Source organism: Rummeliibacillus sp. POC4 (genome assembly GCF_003576525.1).
Lineage (GTDB): Bacteria > Bacillota > Bacilli > Bacillales_A > Planococcaceae > Rummeliibacillus.
Genome location: NZ_QWUA01000030.1, coordinates 1 through 22,094, shown reverse-complemented (window position 1 = coordinate 22,094; position 22,094 = coordinate 1). Strand labels below are relative to the sequence as shown.

Sequence of the window (22,094 nt, the reverse complement as noted above, 5' to 3'; positions counted from 1 at the left end):
TGAAACAATTATTTAAAAATAAATTTATATGTTTATAGTCGATATCTCTATTTTAAACAATTATAAAAGCCCTACATCTGTTTCTAGATGTAGGGCTGAACTTACGTTAAAAATTAATCAAATAATTTACTTACAGATTTATTTTCATAAATACGAACAATCGCATCAGCAAGTAATGTAGCAACTGATAATTCTTTAATTTTTGGTGTTTTCTTTTCCTCAGGTAATTGAATTGAGTTTGTAACAACTAATTCTTTAATTACTGAGTTTTCAATACGATCAATTGCTGGACCTGACAATACAGGGTGTGTACAGCAAGCATAAACTTCTTTTGCACCACTTTTTACAAGAGCTTCAGCGCCGATTGTAATTGTACCAGCTGTATCAATAATGTCATCGATTAAGATACAAATTTTTCCCTCAACATTACCAACAATGTTCATAACTTCTGCTACATTTGGTTTTGGACGACGTTTATCGATGATAGCAATTGGTGCCTTTAGTCGTTCTGCCATTTTACGAGCACGAGTTACACCACCATGGTCAGGTGATACTACTACAACATCATCTGGATTGAATCCTTTTTGTTTGAAATGATCAGATAACAAAGGTACACCCATTAGGTGATCGATAAGAATATCGAAGAAACCTTGAATTTGTGGAGCATGTAAATCTAGAACAACTACACGAGTTGCACCAGCAGTTTCTAATAAGTTTGCCACTAATTTTGCCGTAATCGGTTCGCGTGAGCGTGCTTTACGGTCTTGACGAGCATAGCCATAGTAAGGCATTACTACGTTTACTGTGCGTGCAGATGCACGTTTCACAGCATCAACCATAATAAGCAGTTCCATTAGATTTTCATTTACTGGAGCTGAAGTTGACTGAACAATAAATACGTCACAACCACGAATACTTTCCTCAATACTGATTTGAATTTCTCCATCACTGAAGTGTTTTACAGAACTTTTTCCTAATTCTACACCCACTTCTTTTGCAATTTCTGTAGCAAGTGGTTCATTTGAATTTAGTGAAAAGATTTTTAAATTTGAGTTAGCATATTGATACGGCATGATGGCCTCCTGTTAATTTTTAATTATTTTAAATTTAATTTGTTAACATAGTTTTCTTTGTTTTCTTGTCGAGAACGACCGATAGCAAGTGCATTTTCCGGTACATCTTTTGTAACAGTTGATCCAGCAGCGACAAATGAATTTTTGCCGACTTTGACAGGAGCTATTAAATTTGCGTTGCAACCAATAAAAGCATGATCTTCAATTACTGTTTGATACTTATTTTTACCATCATAATTAACGGTAATCGTACCACAACCAATATTGACGCTGGCACCAACTTCTGCATCCCCTAAATAAGTTAGATGAGAGGCTTTACTACCTTCGCCAAGTGTCGTTTTTTTCAATTCTACAAAATTACCAACTTTCGCATGATTACCAACATTTGATGCTGGGCGTATATGCGCAAACGGACCAATTGCAACATCATTGCCAATTTGGCTATCTTCCACAACAGAAGAATGTACAGAAGTACGATCCCCAATTTGGCTATGTTGAATATGACTATTCGGTCCTATTAAACAGTCTTCACCAATGACAGAATCCCCATCAATCATCACACCTGGTTGAATAACGGTATCGCGACCAATTTTTGCATCAACGCTGATATAAGTATTTTCGGGATTAATAATTGTAACCCCATTACGCATATGATTTTCGTTAATACGCGCACGCATAATACTTTCAGCTTGAGATAAAGCTACTCGATCGTTTACTCCAAGTGTTTCATAAAAGTTTTCTGTAACATTAGCTGCTATAATTTCGCCTTGTTTTTGCAAAATTTCAATCACATCTGGTAAATAATATTCACCTTGTGCGTTATCATTATTCACTAGTTTCAATGCAGCGAACAAAGCTTTGTTATCAAAGCAATATGTCCCTGTATTAATTTCGGTTACTTTTCTTTGTTCAGGTGTTGCGTCTTTTTGTTCGACGATTTGAGCTACCTGACCATCCTCTCCGCGTATAATGCGACCGTAACCGGTAGGATCTTTAGCTATAGCTGTTAAAATTGTGGCCTTTGCATGATTGGCTTCGTGATATTCATATAGCGCTTTCATTGTCTCAGGGCGAATTAAAGGTGTATCACCACATATAACAATTGTTGTACCATCTAGATCACCAAGGATTGGTTCTGCTTGTTGAACTGCATGTGCTGTACCTAATTGTTCAGCTTGTAATACATATTCACTTTTGTCCTTCAATTGTTCTTGAACCTTTTCAGCACCATGACCAACAACTGTCACGATACGTTCAACATTCAATTCTTGAATATGGTCTACCACATGTTCAACCATCGGCTTACCACAAACCGGATGAAGAACTTTATATAATTTGGACTTCATACGCGTGCCTTGGCCAGCTGCCAAAATTACGGCATAAATATTCGTCATTTCTTAAGTCCTCCAATTAAGCAGATTTTCTCTTTTGACTATAAAGCAAATTTAACTAATTTTCAAGACTTTACGGCTTGACAAAACAGTGAAGTTCAAATTAATATTATAAATTTTGTCTATTTTATTTTTGTAAAATTTTCTAGAGTGATAAAAATTTACAATTCCATACTTTTTGTACAATTCACAATCTCAATTAACCCTTCAGCAACCTTCTTTATATCTTCACTAGTTGTCTGACTACTAAAAGAAATTCGAAAGAACTGTCGTGCTTCATCTATATGATATCCCATCGCTATTATTGCTTTCGTTCCAACAGAACTATTCGCATCGCATGCGCTACCTGTTGAAATATAAATCCCACGTTCATTTAAGTGCAACATTATATATTGTCCTTCTAATCCTTTTATTTGCATGCCACAAATAGCTGGGTATTGCACTTCATTGGGTGCCTCAACAAATTGATAAGGACTATCTGCTAATAGTTCTTTCAATTTGTTTCGTAGTGTTGATAAATGAGATAAGTTTGTTTGTTCTTTAGTTTCTATTGCTGCTACTGCAAAAGCAGCGATTCCTGGTACGTCTACAGTGCCCCCACGTAATCCCCCTTCATGTGTTAATCCCGGAAATAGAAGAGAAGCTTTACATTTTGGGTGAATATATACTGCTCCACATCCTTTTGGTCCACCAACTTTATGTGCAGAAAATACCATTGCATCTACTTTACTCGCAAAACTATCTAAGGGAAACTTCGCAAACGATTGAACACAGTCTACATGACAACGGATCTGATATTTTTTTGCTAATTTAATAATTTGTTCAATAGGCTGAATCGATCCTATTTCAGGATTAATATGCTGAATCGAAATAAGTATGGTCTCATCACATATTGCCTCTCGGATTGCTTGAATACTAACTTGCCCATTTTGGTTGAAAGGTAATCTGGTAATTTGAAATCCTTCTTGTTCTAGTGTATTCATAGCAGCATGCACAGAAGTATGTTCCGCAGCACTAGTAATGATATGTTTTCCTTTCTGAGCATTAGCTCGAGCAATTGATAGTATAGCAATTAGATTTCCCTCTGTTCCACTTCCTGTAAAGTAAATCCCCTCAGGCACAACACCTGCACAATGTGCAATCATACGTCTTGCATTTTCTAATATTTGTTTTGCGTTTGTTCCCTCATTATGAGGACTTGATGGATTCCCATAAAACCTTTTAGCAATATCCTTGTACGTTTCTATAGCATATTCACTCATTGGTGCTGTTGCTGAATAATCAACATAAACCATAGGTCTTCCTCCTTTCTCAATTACAATACATAAAGCCTTAAAAGTAAGATTATATTTAGCAGAGTTATAGCTTTAAAACGCTTGTTTTAATCAGTATTTTATGTCAATATATGTGACAAGACAACTGTAAACTAGAATATGAAAAAGCAGAGTTATACAGTTGTCTTATTTAAAGTATTGGGATTACAGCACTTTAATTAGCTCACATTATTATTCAAAATCTTTAAATTACAAAGCGATAAAGGGGTGTATGGCATGAATCAACTAAAGCTCGAATCCATGCTTAAAAGATTTTTTTTAGAAGATATTGGTGATGGCGATATCTCAGGTGAACGTCTATTTGCAAAAAACACAATAGGAACTTTCTCATTCCATGCAAAGGAAGAAGGGATTTTCTGTGGGGAAGATATTATTACAATCGGATTTTCTATGTTCAATAATGGGGTGAAATGCAATCTATTAAAACACGATGGAGACTTATTAAATAAAGGCGATCTCATCGCAGAAATTGAAGGACCTATTCAAACGCTACTCGCTGGGGAAAGAGTTATCTTAAATTTAGTACAACGTATGTCTGGAATTGCTACCGCTACTAAACAAGCTGTTAATCAAACCGTTCATTCTACAGCGAAAATTTGTGATACACGGAAAACAACACCAGGTTTGAGAATGCTAGAAAAATATGCTGTACGAATGGGAGGTGCATTTAATCATCGAAACGGGCTTTATGATTGTGTAATGTTAAAAGATAATCATATTGCATTCGCAGGGAGTATAACAAGTGCGGTAAATACAATAAGGTCGCGAATCGGACATACTATTAAGATTGAGACTGAAATTGAAACAAAAGCACAATTGATTGAGGCAATCGAAGCAGGTGTTGATATTATAATGTTTGATAATCGTACCCCCGAAGAAATTAAAGAATGGCTTCCACTTGTACCGCTACATATTACAACAGAAGTATCTGGTGGTATTCAATATAATCAAATTAAAGATTACGCGGCAACTGGAGTTGACTGGATTTCACTAGGCTCTTTAACACACTCTGTTAAAGCACTTGATATAAGTGCACTCGTACAATTGAAAGGAGTTACCCAAATTGCTCACTAATCCTACATTATTCGAAAAAATGTCGCAGTTGCCACCTCACTATAGCACGCTTACAAAAGAAGAGATGGAATTGCGTGTTTGGGAGATTAAAAAACAATTAGGTAAGAAACTTTTCATACCAGGGCATCATTATCAGCGTGATGATGTTATACAGTTTGCGGATGCTACAGGAGATTCCCTACAACTTGCTCAAATTTGTGCTAATAATGTGGATGCAAAACATATCGTATTTTGTGGAGTACACTTTATGGCTGAAACAGCAGATATGCTTACAGAAGATAGACAAATAGTTTATTTACCTGATATGCGTGCAGGTTGCTCAATGGCAGACATGGCCAATATCCATCAAACTGAAATTGCTTGGGAGGCACTTCAAAAACTTTTTGGTGATACAATTATCCCTCTAACTTATGTAAATTCAACGGCTGGTATTAAGGCTTTTACAGGCCGAAATGGTGGGGCATGCGTTACTTCATCTAATGCGAAGTCAATGGTAAGCTGGGCATTTACGCACAAAAGGCGACTACTTTTTTTGCCAGACCAACATCTAGGTAGGAATACAGCATTTGACATAGGAGTTTCATTAGAACAAATGGCTATTTGGGACCCCCTAAAGGAAGAATTAGTTTTCGACGGGGCACTAGAAGATATCAGCGTAATATTATGGAAAGGGCATTGTTCAGTACATGAAGGATTTTCCGCTTATAACATCAACCAGGTACGTGATGAACATCCTGAAATGCGTATTATTGTGCATCCCGAATGTAGGCATGAAGTCGTCGCCGCAGCTGATGATAATGGATCTACCAAATACATTATTGATACTATTAAAGCTTCTCCTTCTGGTTCCTCTTGGGCAATAGGAACAGAAATGAACCTTGTTCGTCGAATTATTCGCCAGTATCCTGACAAAAATATTATTTCATTAAATCCAAATATGTGCCCTTGTATGACCATGAATAGAATTGATTTACCGCACCTCCTATGGTCCTTAGAGCTAATTGTAGAAGGAAAGAAGGGGAATATTATTACTGTCGACGCTAAGACGACTAAAGATGCTAAATTAGCATTACGACGTATGTTAGAACATGTTCAATAGTTTTCTTCTAAAAACTATCATGTCCAATAAAAATAGAGCCTGTTTCAATACATTATTGAAAGGCTCTTATTTTATACTTTTATCGTTGTTCTTCCAATATTTCTACTACTGCTTCCTCTGAATCGTCATATGCTGCTAATACAGATTCTTGAATCTTTGATCGTGTGCCCGAATTTATAGGATGTGCAATATCACGGAACTCACCATCAGGTGTTCTTTTACTTGGCATTGCTACGAATAATCCAGCATTTCCATCAATGACACGGATATCATGCACGACGAATTCGTTGTCCAGTGTGATGGAAGCAATGGCACGCATGCGGCCATCTGTCTCAACACGTCGAAGTCTTACGTCTGTTACTTCCATTTTTTCACCACCTCTCATCTTGGGTGTAAATTAGAATCTATTTACATATATTCAAGAAAAGTATATCTATTTCCTTCTTAATTTTAAACAATTTTTTCAAAATTTAAAAAATTATTTCGATTTTTATACAAAAATCCACTTAGATTACATAATATTTATTGATAAAGAGTTAAAAAAACAAGCCACGATAGAAAACGCGGCTTGTTTTTTAGAAAATTATTATGATTGATAGACTTTTACTATCCTAAACTAATGCAATGACTTCAATTTCCACTTTAGCATCCTTTGGTAGTCTTGCAACTTCGACCGTAGTACGTGCAGGTTTATGTACACCAAAGTGTCTTGCATATTCCTCATTCATAGCTGAAAATTCTTCCATATCCGAGATATATACAGTTGTTTTAACAACCTTGTCCAAAGAAGAACCTGCTTCTGCTAGAACTGCTTTAAGATTTTTGAAAACTTGATTTGTTTGTTCTGTAATATCACCATCAACAAACTCTCCTTCTGCTGTCAATGGGATTTGACCTGAACTATAAAAAAGGTTGTTAATAATCATGCCTTGAACATATGGGCCAATCGCTGCTGGTGCATTTTTTGTTGCTACTACATTCATTACTAATTTCCACCCTTCTCAAAATAGTTTCCTTCACATAAAGCTATGGTGTGATCTTTTTCATTGACTTCTTTTAATTTGACCAATGAATAATAATCATCCACAAGACGCTCATCGGGGTGTTCGGCTTCTACTAAAACAGCTATACCTGCTAAAGTACAGTCAAATTCCTCCAATAAGTTTTTCATTCCGTTCATTGTACCCCCGACCTTCATAAAGTCATCAGTAATAAGAACGCGTTGCCCACTTTTCATGCTTCGTTTTGATAGCACCATTGTTTGTATACGACGAGATGAGCCAGATACATAGTTAATACTAACAGTAGAACCCTCTGTCACTTTATTATCACGACGCACTACCACAACTGGCACATTTAAATGTCTTGCAATTGCATGGGCAATTGAAATTCCTTTTGTAGCTACTGTCATAATGACATCTATTTGTTGATCGCAAAAGGCCGAAGCAAACACCTTTCCTACACGGTTGATCAATTGGGGATTGCCCAATAAATCCGTCATGAATAGATATCCACCTGGTAACAAACGATCGGAATGACTTAACTCTCTAATCAACTCTGATATTACATCTTTAACAGCTATATCAGGGACTTTAGGTATATACTTTACACCCCCTGCAGCACCTGGGACTGTCACTAGAAGGCCAATCCCTCTTTCCTCAAATGTATCTTTAACAATCGACAAATCTTCACTTATAGAGGACTTTGCAGATTGATACAATTCTGCGAAAAATGTAAGGGGGATTAACTGTTGTGGATGCTCCATCAAATAATGCGTCATATCAACAAGACGCTCACTACGCTTCCATTTCATAAAATCCTCTCCTGAACACGAATATTTTATACAAAAAATAACACAAATATCTGTCTTTAATCAAGAACATCTAATTCGCCTAACATACGTACAGCAAATACTTCATCACAGAAACCTCTAAGACCGTTTACAATTCGGCTAACACGCGCCTTATTTTGTACCAGTCCAAACACTGTTGGTCCACTTCCGCTCATTAATACTGCATCCGCTCCGAAACGACTCATTTGTTCTTTAATAACAGATACTTCTGGGTGTAGCTTTAGTGTAACACTTTCTAATACATTACTTACTGTATCACATACTAGTTGGTAATTCTTATTTTCAATGGCTGCCTTCATTTGCATTGTATTTGGATGTACAACTTCATCCATATTCAAGCCACCATAAACAGCTGCGGTGGAAACGCCAATTGATGGTTTTGCTAAAACAACCCAACACGTTGGAGGTGTAGCAATATGTTCAATTTTTTCCCCACGTCCTCTGGCAATCGCAGTTCCTCCATAAACGCAAAATGATACATCTGATCCTATTTGTGCGCCCAAATCAGCCAGTTCATCGAGTGTTAAATTTAAATTCCATAATTGGTTAAGACCTTTTAATGTAGCCGCTGCATCACTACTACCACCAGCTAAACCCGCAGCTACAGGAATTTGCTTATCGATTGTTATAGATACGCCGTCTTGAATACTATATGTATCTTTTAATAATTTTGCCGCTTGATATGCTAGATTTCTTTGATCATCGGGAACAAAATTACTGCTTGAATGAATTAGAATCTGTCCATCATGACGGTTTTTCAAGCCAACGCGATCGGCTAAATCAACTGTAGTCATAATCATTTCAACCTCATGATAGCCATCTGGACGTTTATATAGTACATCAAGTGTTAAATTTATTTTGGCAGGTGCTTTTACGTAAAGCATATCTCCGCCTCCTTCCGATAAGTATAAAAAAACAAGATAAAGTTACTTCGTTCTTTTCACTGAATAATATTCTACCACAGGAAAAGAAAGTTGAGAAAAAACGTACATGAATCTTTAAGAGTTTTGCCACCCTTTATAAGTTATAAACAAAAAAAGCAGTTCACCTCTAAAAATATAGAGGGAACTGCTTTTGTCAGTTCGCTTCATATGATTTTAAGATTGCCTACTTTTGGCTATTGTCACTTGCTTGACCTCGTTCAGCCATTTCGATTGCTTTCTTCACCATATTTCCGGCATCCCGTGCTTTGATTCCGCCCCATCCTTCACGTTCAACAGTATCGTAAAAGCCTAATTCTTTAGCGATTTCTACCTTCAAACGATCGGACATCATTGACCTTCTCGCCAAACGAAATTCCTCCTTTAGCGACTGACGCTACTAGTATGTCCTCAAAAATAAAAAACACTCATAAAACATTCCTTTGGACAAAAGAATGCTCTACAAGCGTCCGAACAAAATATTCGATTATAATTACAACTTACTTATTTGGCGGCGGCAATTTGAGTTGCTTCGTCGTCAAATGTAATCTCTACTGCCTCTGTTAATATATCTGTGTAGCTGTAAGAAACACGCTCAAAAGCGTTTTCGTCTTGATCAAGATCAACTACAAATACTGCGCGATATGTTTCACGTAATATCCCAGCGCGCTCAATCGTTTTCTTGCGACCACCGTTTGCTTTTAATTGCAGACGTTTACCCAAATGACAATCTAACGACTTTTTAATGTCAGCTAAAGTTTTTGGCATTTTCGCTTACACCTCACTAATAACAAGTATACATAATACCGGTGTTTTTGTCAACATAAAAATTATATTTTAACAATGAAGCTTTGCTATGTCAATAACTTTTTATATTAAACTCTATTTTTTCTTATTATTATACTAATATATGGTTTATTTTTTGAAATATGGGTATAAAGCGTCTGCCAATTGACCAAATTCTACGATTGATAATGTTTCCCCTCGTCTTGTTGGATCAATATTTACTTTGGCCAATGCAGATAAGATATTTTCCTTCTTTTCTTTTCCATTTGGCAATTGGGATTGTAAATTATTTAATATCGTTTTACGTCTTTGTGCAAAAGAACTACGAGTTACTTCAAATAAAAATGACTCATCAATAACCTTTATAGGTGGTTCTGTATGACGTATTAATCGTAGAACAGCAGAGTCAACATTAGGCTGTGGCATAAATACCGTTTTAGGTACTGTCATAACAACTTCTGCACTCATATAGTACTGCACAGCAATTGACAACGAACCATATGCTTTTGTACCAGGGACAGCTGAAATGCGATCCGCAACTTCTTTTTGCATCATAACAACCATTCCGCGAATTGGTAGGCCTTCCATAAGAAGTTTTAATAAAATTGGTGTCGTAACGTAATACGGTAGATTAGCCACCACCATAATATCTTTGTAGTCATTTAGTTCTTCTGTAATAATTGAAGCAACATCTGCCTTCAATACATCTGAATGAACAACTTTTATATTTTCATATGGGCTTAATGTATCCTCTAGTACAGGTAATAATCGTTGGTCAATTTCAAAAGAAACAACCTTTCCTGCAGCACGGGCTAAATGTTCCGTTAACGCTCCTATTCCTGGACCTACTTCAATTGCTGCACTTTCTTTTGTTAAGTCAGCATAGCTTACAATGTTACGCAAAATATTGGGGTCTATTAAAAAGTTTTGACCTAAGCTCTTTTTAAATGAAAATCCATATTTTTTTAATATTTCTTGTGTGCGCAAAGGTGTGGCAATATCTTTATGCATTTTGTTCCTCCTGATTGATGTGTGCAATTGCTTTTCCAAATTGCTCTTCTGTAATTTGAAACATCCTTAATCTTTTTACGAGTTGTTTACCATTTGTAGAACCAATATTTAAAATTTCCCCTAATCGTTCACGTCTTTTTTTGGCATCGGGGTGTGATAGCAATTTAGCAGCTATTAAGTCGTCTAACGTAATTGTATCGGGTGAATCCTGACTGACTTTTTGTGGCGTATAAACTTTGGACAATGCATAACGAATATCTTCATCCTTCGCATGTTCAATACCCAAACTTTTACCATTCTTAGCAATTGTCTTTTTCTTTGGCAAAAATGCATGTTTCACACCTTGAACACGCGCTTCAATAATTGCGCGAATGCGGCGACCCGGATAGTCTGGATCCGTAAACACAATGACACCTCGGACATCTTGAGCATGTTGAATATTACGGAGGGTTTCTTCCGAAATTGCTGATCCATTTGTTTCAATTGTGTCTGCATTAACTGCCCTTTTTATTGCTGTTGTATCGTCTTTTCCTTCAACGACAATGATTTCCTTTATATCCACGGATATCGAATCCTCTTTTCTAAAAAGTTCCTTTGACCATTTTACTTTGATTCTACACTTATTGTACAGTAACGGTACAGAAAATAGATATAAGTGCAGTTTATTTGCTGTAAAAGTAAAAAAGCTTTCTTCTACCAGTATGGAGAAGAAAGCTTAAAAATTTTCATTTTTTTATTTTTGAACTGTAATTTTAACTGTACGGCGTCCCCAATTGTACGCTTGCTTTTTCGATGGCATGAAAACATCAATTTTACGTCCTTTAATAGAGCCACCTGTATCACCGGCAATTGCCAATCCATAGCCATTTACATATACCATTTTACGAAGTGGTATTACTCGAGGGTCTACTGCTATAACTTTTTTATATGGATTTTTTCGTAAATTAATACCTATAGTTGTTTTACCTGAGCATCCGTTACAGTAAGCTGTATACGCTGTCGATGTTACATACATAGATTTACCATTAAGGGAATTTGATACCTTTTTGACTGTGCCTGATCGCAAGTATGCTTTTGATACATACCCAGTCTTGCCACTATAGGATACTTTATACCATTTTCCTTTTTTACTTTTATATGTCACATTTTTACCCTTAGGTATTACTTTAATAACTTTGTATTTAGCTCCTGGACCTTTTCTCATATTTAGGTTACCAGTCGTGTGGTATTTTCTTGAACTACTAACTAGTGTAATTTTCTTGTTGGAATTTCTATTTGCATAAACTTTGGAGTCTTCCACTACATCGATGGCCTTTTCTACTCGAACGTCAGATGCAGCAGGGTCATTTATATTTTGCGTATCTTTACTTTCAAGAGTATCGCTATTTTCCTCTGACTCAACTGTAGGTTGCTTTAAAAAGTCAGCGACCGTAGTCGAAGTTTCTCCTGCTAAAATTTGAGATGTGTTGTTATTTTTCTGTTCGTATAAATTATTAATACTCAATGAGGTCGATTGGATAACATTGTTAATATATAAATTACTAACTACATTTCCCTGTTGTTTTCCTTCTGCTTTTACAGTAACAGGTTTACCAATAACGCTTAATATTACAGCAAAAGCTAATAGAATAGTTATAAAACCTGCCACTCTTTGCTGTTTCCTCAATGACTTTAAGAACAGAGTTTTCATGGAATTATTTGGCATGAAAAACGCCTCCTTATCACTCGTTGGATTATATAGACTCTTTTTTGATTGTCAACAGATAAGACTTTACAAATTATTAAAAAGAGAGTTGAAGATCCTTTTTTTGAATGTGGGAGACGTTTGTTTATTTCACTCTTTTTATGCTTCAATTTTAAAAAAACGATGCGCATTTTCGGTTGTTTTTTGCGCAACTTCTTCAACTGTTAACCCCTTCAATCGCGCTATTTCTTCAGCGACTAACGGTACAAACGAAGGCTCGTTTCTTTTTCCACGGTTCGGATGTGGAGCAAGGTATGGAGCATCTGTTTCAATCATCAAATATTGCAAAGGTATTTTCTCTGCTACTTCTTTCGGCTTTTTTGCATTTTTAAAAGTAACAGGGCCACCTAAACTAATCATAAAATTCATTTTGATACAAATTTCTGCGGTTTCTACGCTACCGCTAAAGCAATGCATCACACCACCAACATCTTCGGCGTGCTCTTCTTGCAAAATACGCACACAATCTGCAGTTGCTTCACGGTTGTGAATTACAATTGGTAATTTAACACGCTTTGCAAGCTGGATTTGTTTTCGTAACAACTTTTGTTGAGTCTCTTTTGGCGACTTGTCCCAATAATAATCTAGTCCAGTTTCACCAATTGCTACGACCTTAGGATGTTTTGCTAACTCTTCAATCCACTGCAAGTCTGATTCAGTACAATCTATTGCATCAACTGGATGCCATCCTATTGCCGCATATAGAAAGTCGTACTCTTCAATCAATTCCATTGCACGGTTGATCGTCAACCTATCAAATCCAACAACAACCATTTTTTTCACATTTGCTGCTAAAGCTCGATTAATTACTTCTTGTAAATCATCATTATATTGTTCTGCATTTAAATGGACATGCGTATCTATAAACATATTCATTCTCCTCACATGTTTAACATTTTAGCTAAATAAACCATTTCACAGTTCACAGAGAAATTACAAATATATTACAAACATTACATCTCACAATATACTTAATACCTACGAACTAACATCTCTCTTCAAAGGAACAGTCTATTATACCTATAATGATAAATCGTATTCACCAATTTTCAATCGATTTTTGTCTATTTTTTATATCAACAGATACAAAAACCTGCCGTCTATTTCCAGCAGGTTTTTTGTTACTAAATAGCATTGTATTTTACCAAATTATTCATTTTTTCTTCTTTTAAATAAATAAAATATCAAAAATAAAACATTTTAACTTTAACTATTGTTATTCACCATAATGTAATTGGCCATTTTAATGCCGTATTATTATTTAACCTTAGCTCCATTTTCTAATTTCTCGTCCACAGTCGCTAAAGTCAATACACCATTCTTACTTCCAGCTAAAATCATTCCTTGTGATAATTCACCACGAAGTTTTACAGGTTTTAAATTAGCTACTACGATAACTTTGCGTCCTATTAACTCTTCAGGTTTGTAGTGTTCCGCAATACCAGATACAACCTGACGTTGTTCATAACCCAAATCCAATTGAAGTTTAAGTAGTTTATCTGCCTTTGGAACTCTATCACAAGCTGTTACAGTTGCAACTCTTAGATCTACCTTCATAAAATCATCAATTGTAATTTCAGGAATTTCTTCTTTCTTTTCTTCCTTTTTCGGTACTTCAACTGTTTTTACAGAGCCACGCATTTGATCACGAATATATGTTACTTCTTCTTCGGTATCTAAACGAGGGAAAATAGGAACACCTTTTTCGATAACCTTTGTACCGTTTGGAATAACACTTTCTCCATTTAGAGTATCCCAAGCAAGTAATTCCTCTGATAAGCCAAGTTGACGGACAATCTCTTTAGGGGAGTTTGTCATAAATGGTTGAATCATAACTGCCACACGTCGTAGACTTTCAGCTAAATTATTCATCACTGTTGCAAGTTTTCCTTGCTGAGCCTCATCTTTTGCAAGTACCCACGGTTGTGTTTCATCAATATACTTGTTCGTGCGCGATACTAATGCCCAAATATCTGCTAATACAACGCTAAATTGCATTTTTTCCATATCAGCTTCATATTTTTCTTGTGTTTCTTTTGCTTGTGCATGAAGCGCTTCATCGAAATCTGTTGGTTCTAAATCTTCAGTTGGAATGATACCATCAAAATATTTATTCATCATTGAAACAGTACGATTTAGTAAATTACCAAGGTCATTTGCTAGATCGAAGTTTGTACGTTCAACAAATGATTCTGGGGAGAACACACCATCTTGCCCAAATGGTAATTCACGTAGTAAGAAATAACGTGTTGCATCTAAACCATAACGTTCGATCAACATTTCAGGATATACAACATTACCTTTAGATTTTGACATTTTTCCATCTTTCATCATGATAAAACCATGAGCGAATACTTTCTTAGGAAGTGGTAAATCTAAAGCCATCAAGAAAATCGGCCAATAGATCGTATGGAATCTGACGATATCCTTACCAACGACATGAACATCTGCTGGCCAATATTTTTTGTATTCTTCATCATTCTCTGTGCCATAGCCTAATGTTGTTAGATAGTTGGTTAAAGCATCAACCCAAACGTAAATAACATGTTTGGGATCTCCAGGAACTCGAATACCCCAGTCAAATGAAGTACGAGAAACAGAAAGGTCTTCTAACCCTGGTTTAATGAAATTATTAATCATTTCATTTTTACGTGATTCAGGCTCGATAAATTCAGGGTTTTCTTCATAGAATTTTAAAAGACGATCTGCGTATTTCTTCATATTAAAGAAGTATGATTCTTCTTTTACTTTGTGAACAGGTCTACCACAATCAGGACAGTTACCATTATCTAGTTGTGTATCAGTAAAGAAAGATTCACATGGTGTACAATACCATCCTTCATATTCACCTTTGTAAATGTCTCCATTATCTAAGAATTTTTTGAAAATTTTCTCTACAGTCTTTGTATGGCGCTCTTCTGTTGTTTGGATAAAGTCATCGTAAGAGATGTCCATTGTTTTCCAAAGTTTTTTAGCTGCTGCCGCAATTTCGTCAACATATTCTTTTGGGTGTTTCTTTGCTTCTTCTGCTTTTTCTTGAATTTTTTGACCATGTTCATCCATCCCTGTTTGGAATCGAACATCATATCCACGTAATCTTTTATAACGAGCCATTGTATCAGCAGCTACAGTTGTGTAGGCAGTACCGATATGGAATTTACCACTTGGGTAGTAAATTGGTGTCGTTATATAGAATGTTTTCTTTTCATTTGTCACGAAAACTTCCTCCAGTGCTATACAGTATACCTACTATTTTATCGAAGTACTAAATACCTTTCAATTAAAGTTTATTTTACATGTTTTTGTCTAAATTTGTCGAATAATATTCAGAGAAAAAATATCTAAATTTATAAGCAAAAAACCGTATAAAAGAACAAATTTTATGCAAAATAAATTAAATTCCTATGATGAATATCCTTAAAGAACGGAAATTTTTTGAAAAAAAGTTACTCATGTAGTGAAAAATAATTGACGGTTATGGAATTAGTTGGTATGATATAAAACAGAAGTAGAGTTTATGTCGAATTTTGACGAATAATATTATTATGAAAATATAGGAGGAACTCTTGTAATGAAATCTACTGGTATTGTACGTAAAGTTGATGAACTTGGTCGCGTGGTTATTCCTATCGAACTTCGTCGTACTTTAGGAATCGCTGAAAAAGACGCACTAGAAATTTATGTTGATGATGATAAAATCATCTTAAAAAAATACATGCCTAATATGACATGTGCAGTAACAGGTGAAGTATCTGATGATAACTTCCGTTTAGCTGGAGGCAATTTAATCCTTAGCCCTGAAGGTGCACAAATCCTTATGAAAGAAATCCAAGCTAAATTAAATAAATAATTTATTAAAATTAGCTACTCGAGCAACAAGATATAAAATAAGAAGTCATTTTTACTTTATTACCTTGCTTTCAAATGTGATTTTATATAAGAAAAAACCCATCCGAAATATTCGCCATTTCGGATGGGCTTTTTTATTATTTACTTAAAGATGTTGAGATAATTTCTCGCCATTTAGTTTTCAATATGATATTGTTGGTAGACTTCTCTTTTCGCTAATCCACGTACTTTAGCTACTTCTTTAATAGCCTCTTTCGAAGATAGCTTTTCGTTAGAAATTAATTGGTCGACATGTTCTATAATAGATAGCTGATCCCACCAATTCTCTTCTTCCTCATCTTCTCCATTTATATTTCCTTCAACAACTAAACAAAATTCTCCTCGAATTTCATTGTTATTTGCCCATTCGATTGCTTCATCTAAAGTTCCTCGAAGAAATTCCTCGAATTTTTTTGTTAACTCGCGAGCCATAACAACATGACGATTCCCAAATATCATTTGCATATCTTTTAGAGTATCCTTTAAACGATGAGGTGCTTCATAAAAAAGTATAGTTTCATGTCGTCTCTTCAATAATTCCAGCGAGTCACGGCGATCTTTTTTATGACGACTTAAAAAACCATAAAAGAAGAAAGGTTGTGGAGATAACCCAGAGGCAATTAAAGCTGTAATAGCTGCATTAGCACCGGGTATAGGTACTACTGCAAAATGTTCTTCAATAGCTTTTGCAGCAATATCTGCTCCAGGGTCAGAAATACATGGCAATCCGGCATCACTTACAAGCGCTACTGTTTTCCCTTCACGTAAAAATTGAAGTAATTTTTCTCCGCCTTGTTCTTTATTATGATCATGATAACTTACTAATGGTGTTTCTATTTCAAAGTAGTTGCACAGCTTTTTAGTATTCCGGGTATCTTCTGCTGCAATAATATCCGCTTCTTTTAATATTCGTATCGCACGCATCGTCATATCTTCCAAATTTCCAATAGGTGTCGCCACTAGATATAAGCAACTACCTTCTTCATGCATGGAACTTTTCTGTGATTTCACTCTTCCTCGCTCCTTGTTACGATATAGTTTATCTTCTGCTGTCTTGTTAGTCGTTTAAAATAATATTCTGCACTCATTGCATCATGCTTGTTTTCAAATACTTCAAAGTAAATACAATGTACAGGTCTTCTTGCTCTCGTATATTTTGCACCCTTACCAGAATTGTGAACAGCAATACGTTTTTCTAAATTATTCGTATAACCAGTATAATATGTGCCATCGGAACATTCTAAAACGTACATAACATGGTTATTGCTTGTCGCCATATAGCATTTCTCTCACTTCAGATGTATATTCATCATCTGCTCCATAAACATATAATGGAGGCAGAATTTTTAAATCTGGTTTTCCATCTTTAATTCCTTCTATTAATAAGGTGTTTGCTTCTTTGCCTTCCTTTGGGTAGACAAAGCGAATGCGTTTTGGTTCAATACGGTTTGCACGCATTGAAGTTACAATATCCAGTAATCTTCCTGGGCGATGGACAAAAGCAGCCTTTCCACCCTGTTTTAAAAGTTTACTTGCTGAGAAAATCATTTCATCTAGTTTTAAATAGATTTCATGTCTTGCAATAGCAACATGTTCCTTTAAATTTTTTTCACTCGCCTTATGTGCAGGAAAATATGGTGGGTTACATGTCACTACATCATATTTCTCAATACCTAGTGTTGGAGCAATTGTGCGAACATCACCTTGCATAACTGTAATCTGCTCTTGCAATTGATTGTATTGCACACTCCTACTAGCCATATCAACAAGTCGATCTTGTAGTTCAACGGCAGTAATATGCCCTTTTGTTCGAGCACTTAAAAACAGTGGAATTGCACCATTTCCCGCACATAAATCTACAATATTTCCTTTTTGATAAGGTACACTTACAAATTTAGATAATAAAACGGCATCCAATGAAAATGAAAAGACTGACGGACTTTGAATAATTCGCAAATCCTCTGCTAGCAAATAATCTAATCTTTCATCTTCTTTCAACCATTGTTTCATTCATTTACCCTCCAACATAGCAAAAGACTGATCTCCACTTTTTAATGGAATCAGTCTTCTTTCAATTATTGTTTATTTAAAAATGATAGGCAGAATAAACAATCTTCGCCTTTTCGCGAACTACCGAAATGGACATGACAAACATGAAACCCTTCATGATATAACCGAGCTAGATTATCATATCCTTCTCCTACATCAACAGTCTCCTGTTTTTCTTCCTTAGCATTGGACTTAACAGATTTTTCTTGCTTCGTAGAAAGAAGTTCCTCTAAACGCGTTCGAAGATGATGATTCTCCATCTGTAGTGTTTGATGCTCTTCCATCATGAGTGCAACAAATTTCTTCAATGCCTCAAATTGTGTTTGCATCGATTCAAGCTGTTGTTCGAACTCCATAACAGTGTCTAAGAAATTACGGTCCTTCACTCAAGCCACCTCATTATTTCTTCTATTGAACAGAACTATTCTCATATTGTAATAATTCATCCAATGTATATTCTAAGATTCGTTGTTCTTCAAATATTTCAACTTGAAGCACGCGTTCTAATATGTTCAGACCAATCACTTTTCCTCTACCATCTGGAGTTGTAATCGTTTCACCTAAATCTGGCATTTGTACTCGTGCTTCTTCATATTCATCATTTTCATATTTTAGACAGCACATTAAACGTCCGCATAATCCTGATATTTTTGAAGGATTTAATGATAAATTTTGATCCTTTGCCATTTTAATAGATACTGGTTCAAAATCCCCCAAGAATGTGGAGCAACATAACATTCTTCCACAAGGTCCAATACCGCCTAACATTTTAGCTTCATCACGGACCCCAATCTGTCTAAGCTCAATACGCGTTCGAAAAATGGCCGCAAGATCTTTTACTAATTCACGGAAATCTACTCGTCCTTCTGCTGTAAAATAGAAAATAATCTTATTACGGTCAAATGTATATTCAACATCTACTAACTTCATTTCTAAACCATGTTCTAATATTTTACTTGTTGCCAGGTCAAAAGCACGCTTAGATTCCAATGCATTTTCATCAACTTGAATACGATCCCGTTCATTTGCAGGACGTACTACTTGCTTAAGTGGCAAAACAACATCATTTTCCCCAACCTGTTTCATAGGGACGACGATTCTTCCATACTCAATGCCCCTGGCAGTTTCTACAATTACATATTGACCCTTTTCAAGCAAATACTCTCCAGGGTCAAAATAATATATTTTACCCGCTTTTTTAAAGCGGACACCTACTACTTTATACAAAGGATTTTCCCTCCTGCAGATTCAGCATCAACTGCTCCATCATCAACGTCTTGTTCATATTACTCTGCAATTGTTTTCGTGCATTTAATATTGCTTGCAACTGCGCCGATAACTTATTGAAGGTTGTGTGAAGTGCAGCATCCTTCCATGTTGGAACTAGATCAGGATACGTACACATCGCTTCTGGGTTTGCTTTAACGGCTACTATATCTCGAAAGGCAAATAACAATAGATCTAATGCCATTTCAACTTGCTCTCTCTCTTTGAAAAGAGGTAACCAATCTTCATGTACTACTAGCATTGCTTCATGTACATTTTTAAAGGTTGCTTCTACCAATTTTAACACTGTCTTTCTTGACAGTGCAAACGCATCATCTTTTGCAAGAGAAAAAGCTTCTTCCAAATCACTCGTCATCATACTTACAGTAGCTGCCATAGATTGAGTTATACCACTATCAACCAATGTTTTCACCATAACATCTCGTTGGATTTCTCGAAATTTAATATGCTGACAACGTGATCGAATCGTTGGTAAGATTGCATTAATATTTTGTGTGACAAATATTGCAGTTACAATCCCTTCAGGCTCTTCTAAGAATTTCAGTAGCGTATTAGCTGATTTAACATTCAGTCTTTCAGCACTATGAATCACATATATTTTGCGTCCAGCTTCTAAACCTGTTTTGCTCATCTCATTTAATAATTTTTCAATAGCATCTACTTTGATAAATTGCCCTTCAGGATATACTTGATGAAAATTAGGATGATTTCCTGACTTAATGCGTTGACAGCTTCGACATGTTCCACATGGAACATTATTTTTAGGATTTTCACATAATAATAGCTGAACAAAGAAAAGCATCATCTCTTCCGTACCAGTACCCTTACCACCCTCGAATATGTACGCATGCCCTACCCTGTCTTTCTCAAAGATCATCTGTAGTTGCTTCATCACTACTGGTTGTAATTTAAGTAGTTCTTCAGCTGTATGCATCATCCATCACCTTTTCATTGTTTGAAAAAATCCCGTGCTTCGGAACACCGAAAGACACGGGTTTTACGTATAAAGGTTGATTAACAATCCTTTAATCTCACCTATTTTAGCTAATAAATCGACAGAATCTTTTTCTTCATTTAAAACGTCTTCTGTTAACTCAATCAGTTTTTCGTCAATTGTATCTACTATTTTCAAGCGACGACCTTCTCCAAAACGATTCCATGTATGAGATTGTTTTAACTCCATTCCATAGGAAACAGCTTCTTTTAAAAATCTCTTAACCAGCATTTTAAACTTTGCTAAATCTCGTAAATTTCTAGATTTTGCAATACGATCACCTGCAGTTGAGATATCGCCTAATAATTTTGTTATTTGTTCTGTTTGCATGCGTTGTCCGGACTTAACAACTAATTCACCAAAGCGTGTTGTTGTTTGGTGAACCGGCAATTTCTGTCTAGTTGTATCCAACCCTATACGCAGGTCTTGATTTATTTTCACCTAATTGTCCCCCATCTTTAAAAATGATGAAACTGGTCTATTGGTAAAACAAAAACAGTTGCTCCTCCTACCTCAACTTCTACTGGATATGGAATATATGCATCTGCATTTCCGCCCATTGGTGAAATAGGTGCCACCATTTGTTCACGAGAACGACAATTATCTCGAATTATATCTAATACCTTTTGGACTAGTGAATCTTCAGTACCTATCAAGAAAGTTGTATTTCCTGAACGAAGAAATCCTCCTGTACTGGCCAACTTTGTTGCGCGAAAATTATTTTTCGTCAAAGCGTTTGAAAGACGGTTACTATCCTGATCTTGAACAACAGCCACAACTAATTTCATCGGCATTCACCCCTTAATATATAGGTTCACTTATAATTATAACATATTTCCTATTAGCACTTCATTTACTTTATATTGCTCTTTTCAAAACTTTCCAGACATTTAGAAAAACTTCTTCTAACGGTTTGCTGGCATCAATTACATAAATTCTTTCTGGGAACTTTTCCGCAAGTTTTAAATATGCTTCCCTCACTTTTTGATGAAATGCCAAGCTCTCAACATCTAGGCGATTTATTTCTCGATCTTTATGCGAATTTATTCTCTCTAATCCTATTCTAGGATCTAGATCAAAAAGAATAGTCATATCTGGCATTCTTTTACCGATTGCAAATTCGTTAATTGATTTTACTCCTTCTATCCCTAAAGAACGACCAACACCTTGGTAAGCTAACGATGAATCGATAAATCGGTCGCAAAGAACTACTTTTCCTTGTTTTAATGCTGGTTCAATTTTTTCAACAAAATGTTGACTTCTAGCCGCAGCATATAATAATGCCTCTGTTTTTGCATCCATTTCTGTATGGGCTGGGTTTAAAATCACTTCGCGGATTTTTTCAGCTATCACGCTACCACCTGGTTCACGTGTTGCGATAACTTCTTTTCCTTCCTCTTGTAATTTATTTACTACCATTTTTAGGACAGTTGTTTTACCTGCCCCTTCTGGACCTTCAAATGTAAAAAATAATTTATTCGTCATGATTAAACCCTTTCCTATATACTATGACATTTATTATACATGATTGACTTGATATGATGCTTTAAATAAACTATTTATCTAATTAGAAAGTACATTTACCCTTCATA

General features: G+C 35.7%; 26 protein-coding genes. 3 read left to right on the top strand and 23 right to left on the bottom strand.

The window, feature by feature from the left end:
* Positions 1-113: 113 nt before the first annotated feature.
* From D1606_RS10880 to D1606_RS10870, 3 genes are all read right to left on the bottom strand, one after another.
* Entirely contained in the window at positions 114-1,073 is a 960-nt protein-coding gene (locus D1606_RS10880; protein WP_119416036.1) for a ribose-phosphate diphosphokinase, read from the bottom strand.
* 23 nt (positions 1,074-1,096) lie between these two features.
* On the bottom strand, positions 1,097-2,467 hold the full coding sequence (glmU, locus tag D1606_RS10875) for a bifunctional UDP-N-acetylglucosamine diphosphorylase/glucosamine-1-phosphate N-acetyltransferase GlmU (protein ID WP_119416035.1): 1,371 nt from the start codon (positions 2,465-2,467) through the stop codon (positions 1,097-1,099).
* 158 nt (positions 2,468-2,625) lie between these two features.
* Entirely contained in the window at positions 2,626-3,759 is a 1,134-nt protein-coding gene (locus D1606_RS10870; protein WP_119416034.1) for a cysteine desulfurase family protein, read from the bottom strand.
* Positions 3,760-4,014: 255 nt separating this feature from the next.
* Here D1606_RS10870 and nadC point away from each other — a divergent pair, with 255 nt between their 5' ends.
* Positions 4,015-4,872 carry a carboxylating nicotinate-nucleotide diphosphorylase gene (gene nadC, locus D1606_RS10865; RefSeq protein WP_119416033.1) on the top strand — a complete coding sequence of 286 codons (858 nt, stop codon included), beginning with the start codon at positions 4,015-4,017 and terminating at the stop codon, positions 4,870-4,872.
* Positions 4,873-4,891: 19 nt separating this feature from the next.
* Positions 4,892-5,971, top strand: a complete 1,080-nt coding sequence (gene nadA / locus D1606_RS10860; protein ID WP_119416063.1) for a quinolinate synthase NadA — start codon at positions 4,892-4,894, stop codon at positions 5,969-5,971.
* A 79-nt stretch (positions 5,972-6,050) separates the two neighbouring features.
* On the opposite strand, the gene spoVG is transcribed toward nadA, so the two are convergent.
* From spoVG to metG, 11 genes are all read right to left on the bottom strand, one after another.
* On the bottom strand, positions 6,051-6,338 hold the full coding sequence (gene spoVG / locus D1606_RS10855; RefSeq protein ID WP_119416032.1) for a septation regulator SpoVG: 288 nt from the start codon (positions 6,336-6,338) through the stop codon (positions 6,051-6,053).
* A gap of 244 nt (positions 6,339-6,582) precedes the next feature.
* A complete protein-coding gene (locus D1606_RS10850) occupies positions 6,583-6,954 on the bottom strand; it encodes a RidA family protein (protein ID WP_119416031.1) in 372 nt (123 codons plus the stop codon).
* A 2-nt stretch (positions 6,955-6,956) separates the two neighbouring features.
* Positions 6,957-7,784, bottom strand: coding sequence for a pur operon repressor (gene purR, locus D1606_RS10845; RefSeq protein WP_119416030.1), 828 nt, complete (start codon positions 7,782-7,784; stop codon positions 6,957-6,959).
* Between the two features lie 56 nt (positions 7,785-7,840).
* Complete coding sequence (gene ispE / locus D1606_RS10840; protein WP_119416029.1) at positions 7,841-8,707, bottom strand: 4-(cytidine 5'-diphospho)-2-C-methyl-D-erythritol kinase; 867 nt, start codon at positions 8,705-8,707, stop codon at positions 7,841-7,843.
* Positions 8,708-8,930: 223 nt separating this feature from the next.
* Positions 8,931-9,095, bottom strand: coding sequence for a small, acid-soluble spore protein, alpha/beta type (locus D1606_RS10835; RefSeq protein ID WP_255416313.1), 165 nt, complete (start codon positions 9,093-9,095; stop codon positions 8,931-8,933).
* Positions 9,096-9,247: 152 nt separating this feature from the next.
* A complete protein-coding gene (veg, locus tag D1606_RS10830) occupies positions 9,248-9,511 on the bottom strand; it encodes a biofilm formation stimulator Veg (RefSeq protein ID WP_119416027.1) in 264 nt (87 codons plus the stop codon).
* Between the two features lie 147 nt (positions 9,512-9,658).
* Complete coding sequence (gene rsmA / locus D1606_RS10825) at positions 9,659-10,540, bottom strand: 16S rRNA (adenine(1518)-N(6)/adenine(1519)-N(6))-dimethyltransferase RsmA (protein WP_119416026.1); 882 nt, start codon at positions 10,538-10,540, stop codon at positions 9,659-9,661.
* The gene (gene rnmV, locus D1606_RS10820) at positions 10,533-11,102 is read right to left on the bottom strand and encodes a ribonuclease M5 (RefSeq protein WP_119416025.1); all 570 of its coding nucleotides are present in this window, start codon (positions 11,100-11,102) and stop codon (positions 10,533-10,535) included. The genes rsmA and rnmV overlap by 8 nt, the downstream gene beginning before the upstream one ends.
* 171 nt (positions 11,103-11,273) lie before the next feature.
* Positions 11,274-12,245, bottom strand: a complete 972-nt coding sequence (locus tag D1606_RS19245; protein ID WP_199670735.1) for a 3D domain-containing protein — start codon at positions 12,243-12,245, stop codon at positions 11,274-11,276.
* 138 nt (positions 12,246-12,383) lie between these two features.
* A complete protein-coding gene (locus D1606_RS10810; protein WP_119416024.1) occupies positions 12,384-13,154 on the bottom strand; it encodes a TatD family hydrolase in 771 nt (256 codons plus the stop codon).
* A 387-nt stretch (positions 13,155-13,541) separates the two neighbouring features.
* On the bottom strand, positions 13,542-15,500 hold the full coding sequence (metG, locus tag D1606_RS10805; RefSeq protein ID WP_119416023.1) for a methionine--tRNA ligase: 1,959 nt from the start codon (positions 15,498-15,500) through the stop codon (positions 13,542-13,544).
* Positions 15,501-15,855: 355 nt separating this feature from the next.
* Between metG and D1606_RS10800 the strand changes: the two genes are divergently transcribed.
* Positions 15,856-16,134: a transition state genes transcriptional regulator AbrB gene (locus D1606_RS10800; protein ID WP_102693395.1), complete on the top strand. Its 279-nt coding sequence runs from the start codon at positions 15,856-15,858 to the stop codon at positions 16,132-16,134.
* Positions 16,135-16,307: 173 nt separating this feature from the next.
* Here D1606_RS10800 and rsmI read toward each other — a convergent pair whose 3' ends face one another.
* The 9 genes from rsmI to tmk all read right to left on the bottom strand — a co-directional run bounded on the left by rsmI (position 16,308) and on the right by tmk (position 21,987).
* Complete coding sequence (gene rsmI, locus D1606_RS10795; protein WP_119416022.1) at positions 16,308-17,183, bottom strand: 16S rRNA (cytidine(1402)-2'-O)-methyltransferase; 876 nt, start codon at positions 17,181-17,183, stop codon at positions 16,308-16,310.
* Complete coding sequence (locus D1606_RS10790; protein WP_119416021.1) at positions 17,180-17,449, bottom strand: GIY-YIG nuclease family protein; 270 nt, start codon at positions 17,447-17,449, stop codon at positions 17,180-17,182. The genes rsmI and D1606_RS10790 overlap by 4 nt, the downstream gene beginning before the upstream one ends.
* A complete protein-coding gene (locus tag D1606_RS10785; protein ID WP_119416020.1) occupies positions 17,433-18,182 on the bottom strand; it encodes a tRNA1(Val) (adenine(37)-N6)-methyltransferase in 750 nt (249 codons plus the stop codon). The genes D1606_RS10790 and D1606_RS10785 overlap by 17 nt, the downstream gene beginning before the upstream one ends.
* Positions 18,183-18,247: 65 nt before the next feature.
* Positions 18,248-18,607 (bottom strand): DNA replication initiation control protein YabA, encoded by a 360-nt coding sequence (gene yabA, locus D1606_RS10780; protein ID WP_119416019.1) that lies wholly within the window; start codon positions 18,605-18,607, stop codon positions 18,248-18,250.
* Between the two features lie 22 nt (positions 18,608-18,629).
* Complete coding sequence (locus D1606_RS10775; RefSeq protein WP_119416018.1) at positions 18,630-19,448, bottom strand: PSP1 domain-containing protein; 819 nt, start codon at positions 19,446-19,448, stop codon at positions 18,630-18,632.
* The gene (gene holB / locus D1606_RS10770) at positions 19,441-20,445 is read right to left on the bottom strand and encodes a DNA polymerase III subunit delta' (protein ID WP_119416017.1); all 1,005 of its coding nucleotides are present in this window, start codon (positions 20,443-20,445) and stop codon (positions 19,441-19,443) included. The genes D1606_RS10775 and holB overlap by 8 nt, the downstream gene beginning before the upstream one ends.
* Before the next feature lie 60 nt (positions 20,446-20,505).
* Positions 20,506-20,943 (bottom strand): YaaR family protein, encoded by a 438-nt coding sequence (locus D1606_RS10765; protein ID WP_119416016.1) that lies wholly within the window; start codon positions 20,941-20,943, stop codon positions 20,506-20,508.
* 17 nt (positions 20,944-20,960) lie between these two features.
* On the bottom strand, positions 20,961-21,290 hold the full coding sequence (locus D1606_RS10760) for a cyclic-di-AMP receptor (protein ID WP_119416015.1): 330 nt from the start codon (positions 21,288-21,290) through the stop codon (positions 20,961-20,963).
* A gap of 70 nt (positions 21,291-21,360) precedes the next feature.
* Positions 21,361-21,987 (bottom strand): dTMP kinase, encoded by a 627-nt coding sequence (gene tmk / locus D1606_RS10755; protein ID WP_119416014.1) that lies wholly within the window; start codon positions 21,985-21,987, stop codon positions 21,361-21,363.
* Between the last annotated feature and the right edge of the window lie 107 nt (positions 21,988-22,094).